Source organism: Streptomyces sp. URMC 129, from assembly GCF_051386415.1.
Taxonomy (GTDB): Bacteria; Actinomycetota; Actinomycetes; order Streptomycetales; family Streptomycetaceae; genus Streptomyces.
The window spans coordinates 1-15561 of record NZ_JBPQTQ010000059.1; the positions used below are offsets into that span (position 1 = coordinate 1).

At 73.3% G+C, this 15561-nt stretch carries 15 protein-coding genes; 9 read left to right on the forward strand and 6 right to left on the reverse strand.

Translation table 11 applies throughout. From position 1 onward, the window contains the following. The first annotated feature begins 131 nt into the window (after positions 1–131). The 4 genes from ACSNOC_RS14280 (at position 132) to ACSNOC_RS14295 (ending at position 3570) form a co-directional block, all read left to right on the forward strand. The gene (locus tag ACSNOC_RS14280) at positions 132–1109 is read left to right on the forward strand and encodes a ribose-phosphate diphosphokinase (RefSeq protein ID WP_436747779.1); all 978 of its coding nucleotides are present in this window, start codon (positions 132–134) and stop codon (positions 1107–1109) included. Between the two features lie 279 nt (positions 1110–1388). Beyond that, positions 1389–1997 carry a 50S ribosomal protein L25/general stress protein Ctc gene (locus tag ACSNOC_RS14285; protein ID WP_436747780.1) on the forward strand — a complete coding sequence of 203 codons (609 nt, stop codon included), beginning with the start codon at positions 1389–1391 and terminating at the stop codon, positions 1995–1997. 22 nt (positions 1998–2019) lie between these two features. Continuing rightward, the gene (pth, locus tag ACSNOC_RS14290; protein WP_436747781.1) at positions 2020–2607 is read left to right on the forward strand and encodes an aminoacyl-tRNA hydrolase; all 588 of its coding nucleotides are present in this window, start codon (positions 2020–2022) and stop codon (positions 2605–2607) included. Positions 2608–2811: 204 nt separating this feature from the next. After that, entirely contained in the window at positions 2812–3570 is a 759-nt protein-coding gene (locus ACSNOC_RS14295; RefSeq protein ID WP_436747782.1) for an LPXTG cell wall anchor domain-containing protein, read from the forward strand. Positions 3571–3632: 62 nt separating this feature from the next. On the opposite strand, the gene ACSNOC_RS14300 is transcribed toward ACSNOC_RS14295, so the two are convergent. Beyond that, positions 3633–4991 carry an MFS transporter gene (locus ACSNOC_RS14300; RefSeq protein ID WP_436747783.1) on the reverse strand — a complete coding sequence of 453 codons (1359 nt, stop codon included), beginning with the start codon at positions 4989–4991 and terminating at the stop codon, positions 3633–3635. 43 nt (positions 4992–5034) lie between these two features. Here ACSNOC_RS14300 and ACSNOC_RS14305 point away from each other — a divergent pair, with 43 nt between their 5' ends. Both ACSNOC_RS14305 and ACSNOC_RS14310 read left to right on the forward strand, forming a co-directional pair. Next, positions 5035–6054, forward strand: a complete 1020-nt coding sequence (locus tag ACSNOC_RS14305) for a GlxA family transcriptional regulator (RefSeq protein WP_436747784.1) — start codon at positions 5035–5037, stop codon at positions 6052–6054. A 51-nt stretch (positions 6055–6105) separates the two neighbouring features. After that, the gene (locus ACSNOC_RS14310; RefSeq protein WP_436747785.1) at positions 6106–6912 is read left to right on the forward strand and encodes an MBL fold metallo-hydrolase; all 807 of its coding nucleotides are present in this window, start codon (positions 6106–6108) and stop codon (positions 6910–6912) included. 47 nt (positions 6913–6959) lie between these two features. On the opposite strand, the gene ppc is transcribed toward ACSNOC_RS14310, so the two are convergent. Beyond that, on the reverse strand, positions 6960–9695 hold the full coding sequence (gene ppc / locus ACSNOC_RS14315; RefSeq protein ID WP_436747811.1) for a phosphoenolpyruvate carboxylase: 2736 nt from the start codon (positions 9693–9695) through the stop codon (positions 6960–6962). A gap of 263 nt (positions 9696–9958) precedes the next feature. Between ppc and ACSNOC_RS14320 the strand changes: the two genes are divergently transcribed. Beyond that, the gene (locus ACSNOC_RS14320) at positions 9959–10987 is read left to right on the forward strand and encodes an acyl-CoA desaturase (protein WP_436747786.1); all 1029 of its coding nucleotides are present in this window, start codon (positions 9959–9961) and stop codon (positions 10985–10987) included. A 7-nt stretch (positions 10988–10994) separates the two neighbouring features. Further along, entirely contained in the window at positions 10995–11672 is a 678-nt protein-coding gene (locus ACSNOC_RS14325; RefSeq protein WP_436747787.1) for a TetR family transcriptional regulator, read from the forward strand. Positions 11673–11809: 137 nt separating this feature from the next. Here ACSNOC_RS14325 and ACSNOC_RS14330 read toward each other — a convergent pair whose 3' ends face one another. After that, a complete protein-coding gene (locus ACSNOC_RS14330; protein WP_436747788.1) occupies positions 11810–12214 on the reverse strand; it encodes a rodlin in 405 nt (134 codons plus the stop codon). Positions 12215–12363: 149 nt separating this feature from the next. After that, positions 12364–13203, reverse strand: coding sequence for a trans-aconitate 2-methyltransferase (locus ACSNOC_RS14335; protein ID WP_436747789.1), 840 nt, complete (start codon positions 13201–13203; stop codon positions 12364–12366). A gap of 104 nt (positions 13204–13307) precedes the next feature. On the opposite strand from ACSNOC_RS14335, the gene ACSNOC_RS14340 reads away from it, so the two are divergent. Continuing rightward, positions 13308–13805 (forward strand): MarR family winged helix-turn-helix transcriptional regulator, encoded by a 498-nt coding sequence (locus ACSNOC_RS14340; RefSeq protein WP_436747790.1) that lies wholly within the window; start codon positions 13308–13310, stop codon positions 13803–13805. Between the two features lie 125 nt (positions 13806–13930). Here the strand turns inward: ACSNOC_RS14340 and ACSNOC_RS14345 are convergent, their stop codons facing one another. Further along, positions 13931–14236 (reverse strand): SAV_915 family protein, encoded by a 306-nt coding sequence (locus ACSNOC_RS14345; protein ID WP_436747791.1) that lies wholly within the window; start codon positions 14234–14236, stop codon positions 13931–13933. A gap of 168 nt (positions 14237–14404) precedes the next feature. Then, the gene (locus ACSNOC_RS14350; protein ID WP_436747792.1) at positions 14405–15538 is read right to left on the reverse strand and encodes a methyltransferase domain-containing protein; all 1134 of its coding nucleotides are present in this window, start codon (positions 15536–15538) and stop codon (positions 14405–14407) included. Positions 15539–15561 lie beyond the last annotated feature (23 nt).

Genomic DNA, 15561 nt, shown 5'->3' on the forward strand with positions numbered 1-15561 from the left:
CCCCCCCCCCCCCCCCCCACGCCGCTCTAGCTGCGGCGGAGCACAAGTCGGAGCAGGATTGACGGGGGCGTACCGTAGAGGTGCCCCAATGGGGTGAACGAGCGCCGACGCGGAAGCCAAGGAGACGTACTGTGACCGGGATCAAGACGACCGGCGAGAAGAAGCTGATGCTCTTCTCCGGCCGCGCCCACCCCGAGTTGGCGAAGGAGGTCGCCGCGCAATTGGGCGTGGGGCTGGTCCCGACAAAGGCCCTCGACTTCGCCAACGGCGAGATTTACGTGCGCTTCGAGGAGTCGGTGCGCGGCGCCGACTGTTTTCTGATGCAGAGCCACACCGCGCCGATCAATAAATGGATCATGGAGCAGCTCATCATGATCGACGCGCTGAAGCGTGCCTCGGCGCGGAGCATCTCCGTGATCATTCCGTTCTACGGTTATGCCCGGCAGGACAAGAAGCACCGTGGCCGGGAGCCGATTTCGGCGCGGCTGATGGCGGATCTGCTGAAGACCTCGGGCGCGGACCGGATCATCACGATGGATCTCCACGCGGACCAGGTGCAGGGGTATTTCGACGGCCCGGTGGACCACTTGTTCGCGCTGCCGGTGCTGACCGACTACATCGCGAGCCGGGTGAACCGCGAGATGCTCACCGTGGTCTCGCCGGACGCGGGCCGGGTGCGGGTCGCGGACCGCTGGGCGGACCGGCTGGCGGCCCCGCTGGCGATCGTGCACAAGCGGCGCGATCCCAACGTGGCGAACCAGGTGACCGTGCACGAGGTCGTCGGTGACGTGCGCGGCCGGGTCTGTGTGCTGGTGGACGACATGATCGACACCGGCGGCACGATCTGCGCGGCGGCGGAGGCGCTGTTCGCCAACGGCGCGGAGGACGTGATCGTGGCGGCGACGCACGGCGTGCTGTCCGGCCCGGCCGCGGACCGCCTGAAGAACTCGCAGGTCAGCGAGTTCATCTTCACCAACTCCCTGCCGACCCCGAGCCAGGTGGCGCTGGACAAGATCACCGTTCTGTCGATGGCCCCGACGATCGCCAGGGCGGTCCGCGAGGTGTTCGAGGACGGCTCGGTCACCAGCCTCTTCGAGGGCGACGCGTAGCCCTGCCCGGGCGCGCCACGCCGCGGTGGACCGGCCGGGAGCCGGTCCACCCGCGCGGCGGCGCGGACGCGAGCCCCGGTTCCGTGCCGAACCGCCCGTGCCGCCGCCCCGGTGGTGTGCGGTGCGCGCCGCTTCGGCCCGGCGGGTAGACTCGCGGGCGTTGCTCGGCGAGGGAGGCCCGCAGGGGTCATCCGTTATCGACGCGCTCTTCGTGGAGGGCCGGCCCTGGGCCGGGTGACCGTTGTCGTATCCGCGGTTTTCCCCTTCGAGGAGTGCACCATGGCCGATGTGAAGCTGACCGCCGAGCTCAGGAACGAGTTCGGCAAGGGCGCCGCCCGCCGGATCCGGGCCGCGGGCCGCGTGCCCGCCGTCATCTACGGGCACGGCACCGAGCCGGTCCACATCACGCTGCCGGGCCACGAGCTGATGCTGGCCCTCAAGACCCCGAACGTGCTCATGACCCTCGACATCGAGGGCCGCCAGGAGATGGTGCTGCCGAAGGCCGTGCAGCGCGAGGCCATCCGCGGCTTCCTGGTCCACATCGACCTGCTGATCGTCAAGCGCGGCGAGAAGGTCACCGTCGAGGTCCCGATCCACGTCGAGGGCGAGCTGGCCCCCGGTGGCGGTCTGCTGGAGCACGTGCTCAACGCGCTGCCCGTCGAGGCCGAGGCCACCCACCTGCCCGAGTCCGTCACCCTCTCCGTCGAGGGCCTGAGCGCCGGCGACTCCGTGCTGGCCAAGGACGTGCGGCTGCCCAAGGGCACCACGCTCGCCGTCGACCCGGAGGACGTCGTCCTCCAGATCCTCCAGCCGCAGGCCGAGGAGCCCGCGCCGGAGGCCGCGGGTGAGGCCCCGGCCGCGGCCGGGGAAGAAGCCGCCGCCGAGTGACCCCGGGCACCGGTGGGAGAATGTGACCGTGGACGAACCCTGGCTGATCGCCGGACTCGGCAACCCCGGGCCCCAGTACGCCGCCAACCGGCACAACGTCGGCTTCATGGTGGCCGATCTGCTCGCCGAGCGGATGGGCGGCGCCTTCAAGGCGCACAAGGCCCGTGCCGCCGTGCTGGAGGGCCGCCTCGGCGCGCCCGGCGCGGGCGGGCCGCGCGTGGTGCTGGCGAAGCCGCTGTCGTTCATGAACCTGTCGGGCGGTCCGGTGACGGCGCTGAGCACGTTCTACCGGATCCCCGTCTCCCGCCTGGTCGTCGTCCACGACGAGCTGGACATCGGCTACGGAGTGCTGAGGCTGAAGCGGGGCGGCGGTGACAACGGGCACAACGGCCTGAAGTCCATCACCGCCTCGCTCGGCCGCGACTACTACCGCGTCCGCTTCGGCGTCGGCCGCCCGCCGGGGCGCATGGACGTGGCGGCGTATGTGCTGCGCGACTTCTCGGCGGCCGAGCGCAAGGAGCTGGACTTCTTCGTGGACCGGGCCGCGGACGCGGTCGAGGCGCTGGTGACGGCGGGCCTGGAGAAGGCACAGAGCGCGTACAACGGCTGACCGTACGGAGCCGTTCCGGACACGTGCGGGGGACTGTCCGGCGACGTGAAACGCGGCATGACCGGATCGTTACCGGTGATCATTGGGACACCGCGCACCCAATGGGACCACAGGGGGCATTCGGCCCTTGTCAGGCCCGGAGTTCCGCAGAATCCTTTCCCGCGCCCCATACGTTCACCACTCTTCCCCGGAGTTGAATGCCCTATGCGCAAGCTGTCCATCCTGGGCACAGTCGCCGCCGCCGCGGTGGTACTGGTCGCGGGTGCCACGCCGGCCCTGGCCACCGAGCACGAGGTCGGGCTGCACCAGGAGGCGCAACTGCCCATCGTCGCGGTCGATCCCGAGTTCTCGCAGGGTGAGGACTGCCCGCCGGTAGCGGCCGACCAGGACGGCTGGCACTTCGTGCTGCCCGGGAACAGCACGGACTTCGTCGAGCTGCGCGTCACCTTCGAGCCGGGTGGCGAGGTCGTCGTCACCACCTTCGGCCCGCCGTCGGACAAGCACGCGTACGTGGCCTCCGAGCCCGGCGCGGAGCTGGTCGCGGCCGAGGCCACCGTGGACGGCACCGCGGTCGACTTCCGGCTGTCGCACACCTGCCCGGCCACCGAGACCGGCACCTCCGGCGCGGCCACGACCAGCGGCGGCGCGGAAGCGGCCGTCGGCGGCGGCGAGGAGGGCGCGTCCACGACGGGCGGCGAGGAAGCCGCGGCCACCACGGGCGGCGGCGGCGAGGAAGCCGCGGCGGCCACGGGCGGCGGCGAGGAGGGCGCCTCCGGTGGCGAGGAGCCCCAGGGCGAGGCCGGCGGGGAAGAGGTCCCGGCCGACGGCGAGGAGCCGGGCGGCGACCTGGCCGAGACCGGGTCGAGCATGCCGGTGATCGCGCTGTCCGTCGGCGCGGCCGTGCTGGTCGGGGCCGGCGGGTACCTGGCGCTGCGGCGCCGCAACGCCGCCGCCCAGGGCTGAACCCGGACGGCACACGGCACACTGCACACGGCCCCGGCGCGCACCGCGCGCCGGGGCCCGCGTCATGTCCGGGCCCGGACGGCGGCGGCGCCGGCCGCGGCAGCGGACCGGCGGCCGATCACCATGACCAGCACGGTCGCCACCGCGCACAGCGCGCCCGCCGACGTCCACGCCAGGTCGTAGGAGCCGGTGCTGTCGCGGATCAGCCCGGCGCCGAACGCGACGAGCGCCGCGCCCAGTTGGTGCGAGGCCAGCACCCACCCGAAGACCACCCCGGCGTCCGCGCCGAAGTGCTCCCGGCACAGCGCGATCGTCGGCGGCACGGTGGCCACCCAGTCCAGCCCGTAGAAGACGATGAACAGCACCATCGGCGGGTGCACGTCGTCCGCCAGCAGCGTCGGCAGGAAGAGCAGGGACGCGCCGCGCAGCGCGTAGTAGACGGCCAGCAGCCGCCGCGCGTCGTACCGGTCGGTCAGCCAGCCGGAGAAGACGGTGCCCACCACGTCGAAGATCCCGACGACCGCCAGCAGCGAGGCGGCGACCGGCACGGGCATGCCGTGGTCGTGCGCCCCGGGCACGAAGTGGGTGCCGATCAGGCCGTTCGTCGAGGCGCCGCAGATGGCGAACGAGGCGGCCAGCAGCCAGAAGACGCGGGTGCGGGACGCGGTGGCCAGCGCCGAGAGCGTCCGGCGGGCCGCGCCGGGCGGGGCGGGCGGCGGGGTGACGTACTCCTCACCCGCGCCGTACGGCCGCAGGCCCACGTCCTCGGGCCGGTCGCGCAGCACCCACACCACCAGCGGCACGACGGCGAGCGCACACAGCGCGACGGTCAGCGCGGCGGCGCGCCAGCCGGGGCCGTCGGCCAGCAGCCCGACCAGCGGCAGGAAGACGAGGTTCCCGGCCGCGCCGCCCGCCGTGAGGACGCCGGTGACCAGGCCGCGGCGGGCCACGAACCAGCGTCCGGCGACCGTCGCGGCGAAGGCCAGCGCCATCGACCCGGCGCCGAGCCCGACCAGGACGCCCCAGCACAGCACGAGCTGCCACTGGGCGGTCATGAAGACGGTCAGCCCGCTGCCCGCCGCTATCAGCAGCAGCGCGCCCGCGACGACGCGGCGGATGCCGTACCGCTCCATCAGCGCGGTCGCGAACGGCGCGGTGAAGCCGTACAGCAGCAGGTTGACCGAGACGGCGAACGAGATGGAGCCGCGCGACCAGCCGAACTCCTCGTGCAGCGGGTCGATCAGCACACCGGGCGTGGCGCGGAACCCGGCGGCGCCGATGAGGACGAGGAACGCGACCGCCGCCACCCACCAGGCGGGGTGCACGCGCCGCGGTCCGGACGCGGTGCCGGCGGATGACGAGGACGACGGAGCCGACGGGGACGACGGGGACGGGGTCTCGGGGCCGATGGTCTGCGTCACCCGACGATCCTGCGCCCCGGGACGGGCCCGGACGAGTGGCCCGATGGCCAGGTTGTGCAAGGATCGGGCCATGAGCGACGACACGAGGGCCTTCCGCGCGCCGGGCCGCCACCGCGTCGCCGTCCTGGTCCGGCACGGCCTGCTCCCGATCGAGCTGGGCATAGCGCACCGGATCATGGGCCGGGCCAGGCGGGCGGACGGCACGCTGCTGTACGAGGTGGTGACCTGCGCCCCGGTCCCCGGCGTGATCCGCACCGACACGGACATCACGGTCAACGTGGCGCACGGCCCGGAGGCACTGGCCGAGGCGGACACCGTGATCGTCCCGGCCGCGCACGAGACGGACGAGACGTACAGCACGGGCCGCCTGCCGCCCGGGCTGGCCGCCGCCCTGGCCCGCGTCCGGCCCGGCGCGCGCGTCGCGTCGATCTGCACGGGCGCGTTCGTACTGGCCGCCGCCGGGCTGCTGGACGGCCGCCGGGCCACCACGCACTGGGCGGCGTGCGACCGCTTCAGGACGCTGTACCCGAAGGTCCTGCTCGACCCGGACATCCTCTACACCGAGGACGGGAACGTGCTCACCTCCGCCGGTGTCGCCTCCGGCATCGACCTGTGCCTGCACATGGTCCGCACCGACTTCGGCGCCTCGGTGGCCAACTCGGTGGCCCGCCGCACCGTGGTGCCGCCGCACCGGGACGGCGGGCAGGCGCAGTACGTCGAACGGCTCGTCCCCGCGCCCCGCGTCCACTCCACGGGCCGCGCCCGCTCGTTCGCGCTGGCCCATCTGGACCGGCCGCTGACGCTGCGGGAGCTGGCGGAGCGGGAGGCGATGAGCGTGCGGACGTTCACCCGCCGGTTCCGCGAGGAGACCGGGCTGTCGCCGCAGCGCTGGCTCACCCAGCAGCGCGTGGAGCGGGCCCGGCAGTTGCTGGAGGAGAGCGACCTGCCGGTGGACCGGATCGCCCGCGAGGCGGGCTTCGGCACGGCCGCGTCGATGCGCCAGCACCTCCAGGCAGCGCTGGGCGTCTCCCCCACCGGGTACCGGCGGACGTTCCGCGCCTGAACGGGTGGCGTCCGGCATGCGGGCGGACCGGGCCCGTGGTGTGCTGATGCCGTGCCCGCTCTCTGCTACGCCGTCCACACCGCGCCCGGTTCCGGTCTGCACAAGACGTCGGTCCTGGTCACGGGCGAGCGCGAGGCGCTGCTCGTCGACGGTCAGCTCACCCTCGCCGAGCAGCACCGGGTGCTGGCGATGGTGCTGGACAGCGGGAAGCGGCTGACGACCGTCTTCGTCAGCGCGGCGGACCCCGAGTGCTACGCCGGTCTGCAGGCCGTCCGGCAGGCGTTCCCCGGGGTGCGGATCGTCGCCACGGCCGCCACCGTCGAGCGGATCAAGGACATGGGGGAGGCGCGCCTGGCGAGCTGGCGGAACCTCGGCCCCAACCTGGCCGCCGACGTCGTCGTCCCCGACGTGCTGACCTCGGGCTCCCTGGAGTTCGAGGGCCGGCTGTTCGAGGTGCGCGGCGGCGACCCGGAGCTGGTGTGGCGCACGCAGTACCTGTGGCAGCCGGAGGACCGCGCCCTCCTCGGCGGCGCGCTGCTCTGCGCCGGGGTGCACCCGTGGACGGCGGACACCGCCCGCCGGGCCGAACGCGCCGCCTGGGACCGGGTGCTGGCCGAGGCGCAGCGGCTGTCCCCGAGGCTGGTGGTGCCGGGGCACCGCACCCCGGACACCCCGACCGACGCCTCGGTGATCGCCTTCACGCGCGGCTATCTGGCCGCGTTCGAGGAGGAGCTGGCCCGGTGCGGCGACGCGGAGGCGCTGCGGGCGGCGCTGCTCAGGCGGCGGCCGGGCCTGGCCGGGCTGCTCGCGCTGGAGCTGGGGACCAGGGCCGCGACCGGCGAGATCGCCTGGCCCTGACCCCACTGGCCCCGCCGGCCCCCTGACCCGGCCCGGCCCCGGCGGGCTCAGCCGGTGTTGCGCAGGCCCGCCGCCACGCCGTTGACCGTCAGCAGCAGCGCCCGCGTCAGGAGCTGGTCCGGCTCCTCGCCGCGGGCCACCGCCTCCCGCTGCCGGTGCAGCAGCGTCACCTGGAGGTAGGAGATCGGGTCCAGGTACGCGTCGCGGATGCGCAGCGTGCGCTGGAGCGCGGGGTGGGCGTCCAGCAGCTCGCGCTCGCCGGTGATGCGCAGCACCTCGGCGACGGTGAGCCGGTGCTCCGCCTCGATGGTGGCGAACACGTGCCGCAGCTCCTGCGGGACGAGCGTGTCCACGTAGTGCCGGGCGACGCGCAGGTCCGTCTTGGCGAGCGTCATCTCGACGTTGGACAGGAAGTTCCGGAAGAAGTGCCACTGGTCGAACGCCTCGCTCAGCACGTCCTCCAGGCCCGCCTCGCGCGCCGCCTTCAGGCCGGAGCCGACGCCGTACCAGCCGGGCACGATCTGCCGCGACTGCGTCCAGCCGAAGACCCACGGGATGGCCCGCAGCCCGTCCAGCCCGGCGCCGCTGTCCGGGCGGCGCGAGGGCCGGGAGCCGAGGTGCAGCTCGGCGAGCTGGTCGACCGGGGTGGAGGCGAAGAAGTACGCCGGGAGGTCCGGGTCCTCCACCAGCCGCCGGTACGCGGTGTGCGCGACCTGCGAGACGGTGTCCATCGCCGCGTCCCAGCGGGCCAGCGCCTCCTGCGACTGGCGCGGCGCGGTGTGCAGGGCGGAGGCCTGGAGGGTGGCGGCGACCGTCAGCTCCAGGTTCTCCCGGGCGAGCGAGGGCAGCAGGTACTTGTCGGAGATGACCTCGCCCTGCTCGGTCACCTTGATCTCGCCCTCCAGCGTGCCCCACGGCTGGGCGAGGATCGCGTCGTGCGTCGGGCCGCCGCCGCGGCCGACCGTGCCGCCGCGGCCGTGGAAGAGGCGCAGCCGCACCCCGTGCCGGTGCGCGACGTCGCGCAGCCGCCGCTGGGCGCGGTGGATCTCCCACTGGGAGGTGGTGATGCCGCCGAACTTGGAGGAGTCCGAGTACCCGAGCATGACCTCCTGCACGTCGTCCCGGAGCGAGACCAGGCGGCGGTAGGAGGGGTCGGAGAGCATCGCGTCCAGCAGCTCGTCCGCGATCCGCAGCTCGTCCGTGGTCTCCAGCAGCGGCACGATGCCGATCCTGGCCCAGCCCGCGTGCAGGTCGATCAGCCCGGCCTCGCGGGCCAGCACGGCGGCGGCGAATACGTCGTCGGCGCCCTGGCACATGGAGATGATGTACGACTCGATGACCTCGGGCCCGAACGTGTCCAGCGCCCGGCGGATCGTCCCGAAGACGCCGAGGGTCTTGGCGCCGGCGGCGTCCAGCGGCGCCGGGGTCGGGGCCAGCGGGCGGCGCGAGCGCAGCTCCTTGGCCAGCAGCTTGGTGCGGTACTCGCGCGGCATGTCCGCGTACCGCCAGGACTCCTCGCCGAGCCGGTCGAAGAGCTGGCCCAGCGCGTGGTGGTGGGCGTCGGCGTGCTCCCGCACGTCCATGGTGGCGAGCTGGAGGCCGAACGCGCCGAGCGTCCGCATGACGCGCTCCACCCGCCCGTCCGCGATCAGCTCCCCGCGGTTCTCCCGCAGGGACGTCTGCACCAGCCGCAGCTCGTCGAGCAGCTCGCCGGTGCCCAGGTAGTCGCGGCCGGGCACGTGCGGCGTGTCGTCCTTCAGCCGGGCCTTGGTGTTGAGGAGCTTCTGCCGGATGCAGGTGATCTTCATCCGGTAGGGCTCCTCGGCGTTGAGCCGCTTGTACCGGGGGGTGATCTCCGGCAGCCGCTCCAGGTCCTGCCGCAGCGAGTCGAGCAGGGCCTGGCTGGCGCCGCAGTTGCGGATGGAGCCGGACAGGGCGCCGCGCAGCTCCTCGATGTGGCGCAGCGCGCCGTCGATGCCGTGCTCGTGCTGGAGCACCAGTACGTCCCAGGTGACGCCGGGGGTGACGTTGGGGTTGCCGTCGCGGTCGCCGCCGATCCAGGTGCCGAACGTCAGCGGCCGGGACAGGGACGGCAGCGGCGCCCCGGCGCGCTCCAGCTCGGCGGCCAGGTCCTCCAGCACGTCCCCGACGGCGCCCGCGGCCAGCTCGTCCAGGTAGTACACGGCGTTCCTGGCCTCGTCGGCGGGCTCGGGGCGGGCCACGCGCAGCTCGTCGGTCTGCCAGATGAGGTCGATGTTCTCCGCCAGCCGCACGTCGGTGCGTCGCCGGTCGCCGCCGTGCTCGGACTCGGGGTTGTCCAGCAGCTCGGCGATCTTGCGGAGCTTGGTCAGCACGGAGCGGCGGGCCGCCTCGGTGGGGTGCGCGGTGAACACCGGGCGCACGCCCAGGTGGGCCACGGTCTGCCGCAGGTGCGCGGGGTCGGCGTCCTTCAGCATGTCCGCGGTGCGCGACAGTTCGCCGCCCTCGGCCGCCCGGCGCTCGCGCAGCTCACGGCCCCGGTGCACCTGCTCGGTGACGTTGGCGAGGTGGAAGTAGGTGGAGAAGGCGCGGACGAGCTTGGCCGCGGTCGCCAGGTCGGTGCGGCCGAGCAGATCGGCGGCGGCGTCCCCGTCGGTGCGGGTCAGCGCCCGGACCCGCTCGACCAGCTCAAGCAGTTCGGGCCCGTCCTGCCGCACCAGCGTCTCGCCGAGGAGGTCCCCCAGCCGGCGGATGTCGGCCCGCAGGGTGCTACTGCTTTCCGGTGCTCCCGTGGCGTCGGGGATCTCGGGACTGGTGAGGGCATCGGAACTGGTCACGGTTGCGGCTCCTCGTGGCGGCTTACGGAGGAAGGGAGAGTCAGAGCGGACCGCGCTGTCCGGCAGGGCCATCGTAATGAGGATTCCCCACAGAACCGCTACATAGCGGTCGTGCGGGGTACTGGCCCTTGTGGCCACACGGCGGGCTGGGATACTTACGATGCCGTAGGTTACGGTCCCGTAGGTGGCTGAAACCTCCGCATAGTGCCCCCTCCCCCGAGGAACCACCCATGTCGTCCACTGACCAAGACCTCACGTCGTCGCCCGGAGCGGAAGAACGCGCCCCCGGCGAGCCGCTGCCGTCCGGGACGCTGGGCGGCGAGCAGCGCCGTTCGATGGAGCAGATCGCGCTGCTGCTGTTCATCGTCGTCCCCTTCCTCGCCCTGGTGGCGGCCGTCCCGCTGGCCTGGGGCTGGGGGGTGAGCTGGCTCGACCTCGGCCTGCTCACCGTCTTCTACTTCATCGGCTGTCACGGGATCACCATCGGCTTCCACCGGTACTTCACCCACGGCTCGTTCAAGGCCAAGCGCCCGCTGCGGGTCGCGCTGGCGATCGCCGGCTCGATGGCGGTGGAGGGGCCGCTGGTCCGCTGGGTGGCCGACCACCGCAAGCACCACAAGCACTCGGACGCGGAGGGCGACCCGCACTCCCCCTGGCGCTACGGCGAGAGCGTGCCCGCCCTGCTGAAGGGCCTGTGGTGGGCGCACATGGCGTGGATGTTCGACACCGAGCGCACCCCGCAGCACAAGTACGCCCCGGACCTGCTGAAGGACCCGGACCTCGTGCGGATCTCCCGGCACTTCGTGCTGTGGACGACGGTCTCGCTGGCCGCTCCGGCGCTGATCGGCGGCCTGGTCACGTGGTCGTGGCAGGGCGCGCTGAGCGCGTTCTTCTGGGGTTCGCTGGTGCGGGTGGCGCTGCTGCACCACGTCACCTGGTCGATCAACTCGATCTGCCACGCCACCGGGAAGCAGCCGTTCAAGTCGCGCGACCGCTCGGGCAACGTGTGGTGGCTGGCCGTCCTGTCCTGCGGCGAGTCCTGGCACAACCTGCACCACGCCGACCCCACCTGCGCCCGGCACGGTGTGGACCGCTGGCAGGTCGACTCCTCGGCCCGGCTGATCCGCTGGTTCGAGAAGGCGGGCTGGGCGTGGGACGTCCGCTGGCCGAAGCGGAGCCGGCTGGACGCGAAACGCAATACACCTGAGACGAACGGGGACGAAAACCGGAAAGAAAACGCCACTGCGCACGCGGCATGATGAGCGCGTGGCGACCGAAAACAGCATCAATGACAGTGGCAAGAACCGCCCGGCCCGCCCCGCGAGGCGGGCCCGCCGGCGGATGACCGGCACGGAGCGCCGGGAGCAGTTGCTGGACATCGGGCGCACGCTCTTCGCCGAGCGGGGTTTCGAGGGCACGTCGGTGGAGGAGATCGCGGCGAAGGCCGGGGTGTCCAAGCCGGTGGTCTACGAGCACTTCGGCGGCAAGGAAGGGCTCTACGCGGTCGTCGTCGACCGTGAGATGAGCCGCCTGCTGTCCATGGTGACCGGCGCGCTGACCGCGGGGCATCCGCGGGAGCTGCTGGAGCAGGCGGCGTTCGCCCTGCTCGACTACATCGAGCAGTACACGGACGGTTTCCACATCCTGGTCAGGGACTCGCCGGTGGCGCAGTCGACGGGCACGTTCGCGTCGCTCATCGGGGACATCGCCACGCAGGTCGAGGACATCCTGGGGCACGAGTTCAAGAGCCGCGGGTACGACCCGAAGCTGGCGCCGATGTACGCGCAGGCGCTGGTCGGGATGGTGGCGCTGACGGGCCAGTGGTGGCTGAACGTGCGGCGGCCGAAGAAGGCGGAGGTCGCCTCGCACCTGGTGAACCTGGCGTGGCACGGCCTGCAGGGCCTGGAGCACCACCCGCGGCTGATCGGCAGGCGCCGCACGTAGCGCGCGGCCGTGGTGGCCGCGGGCCGGCGACTAACACGACTCCCCCTCCGGAACATGCGTCCGGAGGGGGAGTCGTGTGTGCGGAGCCCCGGTCAGAAGGCCGAAGAACCCGGGGCCCGCGGGCCGGTCGGCACGGCTCAGTGCTTGCTGACGCCGTTCTCGGAGAGCAGCGAGATGTCCGACAGCAGCCTGGACAGCGGGTCGTCGCCGTCGACCTGCGTCGAGTTCTCGGAGCACTCCAGGTCCGGCTGGCTGCTGAGAATGTCGTCGATCGGGATAGCGAGGATCTGGACGATGTTGCTGATGTCGTCGACCGTGACGCAGAAGTCGTTGAACGAGCCGTTGACCAGGGAAATGTTCGGGCTCATGTAGCCGCCGGTCGTGGTGTTGCCGTACACCTGCTTCTGGCCGTTGCCGTTCACCGTCGCGGCGTTGCCCGACTCGTCGTCGCCGCCGATCGCCATGGCGGGGGCGGCGGCGAGGCCCGTGGCGCCGACGACCGAGGCCGCGACCGCGACCGAGGCCAGCGTCTTCTTGATCACTAGCTTGTCCTTCCGAGTTCTGGAATGCCCTGTGTCTGGAGCGCCCTGCACAACGCGCCTGGGGGGATTCGGTTGCCGCTGTTCACCCGATTCGCCCAATCTTGTTGCCCAATCAGCCGGTGCCTGGCGAGGTGGGCGGGTTGAGCGGATCAGCGCGCCGCCCTCGTCCCGCCCGGCCGCCGGGCCACCGCGAAGACGCGGCGGAACGGGAAGAGCGTGCCGTGCGGGCCGGGCGGGTAGGCGGCGCGCAGGGCGGCGCGGTAGTCGGCGAGGAACGCGTCGCGGGCCCCGGGGTCGCTCTCCAGCGCGGTGAGGACGGGCCGCAGGCCGGTGCCCTTGACCCAGTCCAGCACCGGGTCCGCGCCGGGCAGGACGTGGAGATAGGTGGTCTCCCACACGTCGATGGCGCAGCCGAGGGCGGCCAGCGCCTCGGCGTACGCCCCGGGCGTGAGCACGGCGTCGCGGTGGCGCAGGGCGCCGCCGAGCCGGCCACGCCAGCGGGGGCTCGCGCACAGTTCGCGCATCAGGACGTGGCTGGGGGCTCCGAAGTTGCCCGGGACCTGGAAGGCGAGGACGCCGCCGGGCACCAGGCCCGCCACCCAGGCGGGGAAGCGGTCGGCGTGGCCGGGCACCCACTGGAGCGCGGCGTTGGACACGATCAGGTCGAACGGCTCGGCCGGCCGCCAGTCGGCCAGATCGGCGTGGGCGAAGGCGAGGGAGCCGCCGCCGGGGGTGGGCCCGGCGTGGGTGGCGGCCTCGGCGAGCATCGCCGGGGAGGTGTCGTATCCGGTGACCCGGGCGCCGGGCCAGCGCTCGGTCAGCAGCAGGCTGGGGCGGCCGGGCCCGCAGCCGAGGTCGGCGACGCGGGGCGCGGCGGGCGCCGGCAGCGGCGGGACGCGGGCGAGGAGGTCGAGGAGGGGGCGCTCGCGGTGTCCGCTGTGCCGCTGGTACTGGGCGGGGTCCCACCGGGGCCGGGGTGCGTGGGGCATGGCTCCGAGCCTGGCCCCCCATCTCTCTCGATGTCAAGATGCTTGATACCGTGAGGCTTTATGTCGTGAGACTTCATATCGACAGAACAATTAGACTGGACCTCATGGAGGACGAGGTGGACCGGCTGGTGGCGGCCTGGCGGCGCGAGCGCCCCGATCTGGACGTGGAGCCGCTGGAAGTGCTCAGCCGCGTCAGCAGACTGGCCCGCCACCTGGACCGGGCCCGGCGCCTGGTCTTCTCCGAGCACCACCTTGAGCCATGGGAGTTCGACGTGCTCACCGCGCTGCGCCGGGCGGGTGACCCGTACCAGCTCTCCCCCGGCCAGCTCCTCACCCAGACCCTGGTCACCTCCGGCACCATGACCAACCGCATCGACCGGCTGGCCAAGCGCGGCCTGGTCGAGCGGCTGCCCGACCCCAGCGACCGGCGCGGCGTGCTGGTGCGGCTGACCGCCTCCGGCCAGCGCCACGCCGACGAGGCCCTGGCCGGTCTCCTGGTGCAGGAGCGGGCCCTGCTGGCCGACCTGTCCACGGCCCAGCGCCGCGACCTGGCGGCCCTCCTCCGCGCCCTGACCGCCCCCTTCGACAACACCCCCGCCTGACGCCCCCCATCGCTTCCGCGACGCGCTTCACGGTGGGGCCGCGACGCTGCCCCGGCCATGGGGGCCCTCCCGGACGTCGGTCCGGGGAAGGCCGGGAGGGCCCCGCGACCCGGCGGGCGGGCGTGTCAGGAGAGGGCCGCCACCGGGGTGGGCGCGGGGCGGTGGTCCCTGAAGGGAGGTGCGGTCCAGCGGGGGTCCACCGTGACGGCCACCGCGCCGAGGGGGGCGGTCAGGGCGCGCAGGGCCGGTTCCGCGAGGACGATCCACCGCTGGGCCGGGCCGAGGGCGGCGATCAGCCGGTGCTCGCTGGTGAAGCCGACGACCGTGCGCAGGCCGAGCGGGGTGCGGAAGAGCCGGGCGACGCAGCCCGTCGGGCCCTGCCGGACGGGAACGAGGAGGAGCCCGGGTGGGAGAGGGTCGCTGGGGAACATGACACACCTGCCTGCCGCCGTGTGGTGGCCGGGCGTCCGCCGGCCCGCTTCGCACGCTAAGCCCGGCGGCCGGGCCGGGCGGGCGCCGCTGACGCGTTCCTGACGGCGGCCGGCCGGTCGTTGACGCGGCCCGTACGGCCTCCCGCGCACCGGGGGCCGGGCGTCGGCTCAGGGTCCGGCCGGCGGGGTGACGATCCGGTCGGGGGTGCGCAGCCAGACGTCCTGGTGGTCCTTGGTGACGGTGACGCCGAAGTCGAAGAGGCGGGGCCGGCCGCGGGCGCGCCACCAGTCCAGGGCCCAGTCGATGTCGGTGAGCAGGTCGCGCGGGCCGTGCCGGAAGGAGGCGCCGGGCGTGACCCGCGCCCAGGAGACCGTGTCGCCCTCCGCGTCGAGGAAGAACCAGTCGTCGTCGCCCGCCTGCCGGCAGTGCGAGACGCCGGGCAGCAGCACGCTCAGCGCGAACTCCCCGTGCTCGTCCACGTCGGAGAGATCGACCGCGGCGCCGCCGAACCGTTCCGCCTCGCTGTGCGTCGCCGCCCACACCTGGCGGGGGTCGGTCCCCGTCACGCCCTGGCCGCGCACCGGCATGAACGACTCGCCGCCGTGGAACCAGCCGCGGGCCGTGCCGTCCTCGCCCACCCGCAGCCACATCAGGCCGCGCCCGTGGTAGTTGGGGTACCAGGGGGTGACGATCTCGCCGCCCGGCCGCACCTGTTCCAGCCAGGCGAGCGGGACGCGGCGGACGGCGGACGTCGAGATCAGCCGGTCGTAGGGGGCGCCATCCGGCCACCCCAACTCCCCGTCGCCCCAGACCACATGGGGCCGGTACCCGGCATCGGCCAGCACACGCACGGCCCGGCGGACCAGTGACGCGTCGATCTCCACGCTGGTGACCAGGCCCATGCCGACCCGCTCGCACAGCAGCGCCGCGTGGTACCCGCTGCCGGTGCCGATCTCCAGGACCCGTTCGCCGGGCCGGGGTTCGAGCGAGGCGAGCATGTTGAGCACGGCGGCCGGCGGGCTGATCACGCTGGTGGCCTCCCGGCCGCAGGGGTCGAGCTGGATGACGACCCCGTGCTCGGAGTACACCATCTCCGTCCACAGGTCCGGGTCCTCCGCCCACCGGACCGGGAGCCAGCCGGGCCCCGCGGGGTTGCGGCGCCACACCGTGTCGGGCGCGAACAGGTGGCGGGGGACGCGTTCGAAAACCGCCTCCATCCACCCCGACTGGAAGTGCCCCCCGCGCGCCAGCGCCTCCGTCAGCCGCCGGCGCGGCGCCTCCATGTCAACGTCAACGCACACGTGCCACTCCGCGGCCTCGCAAG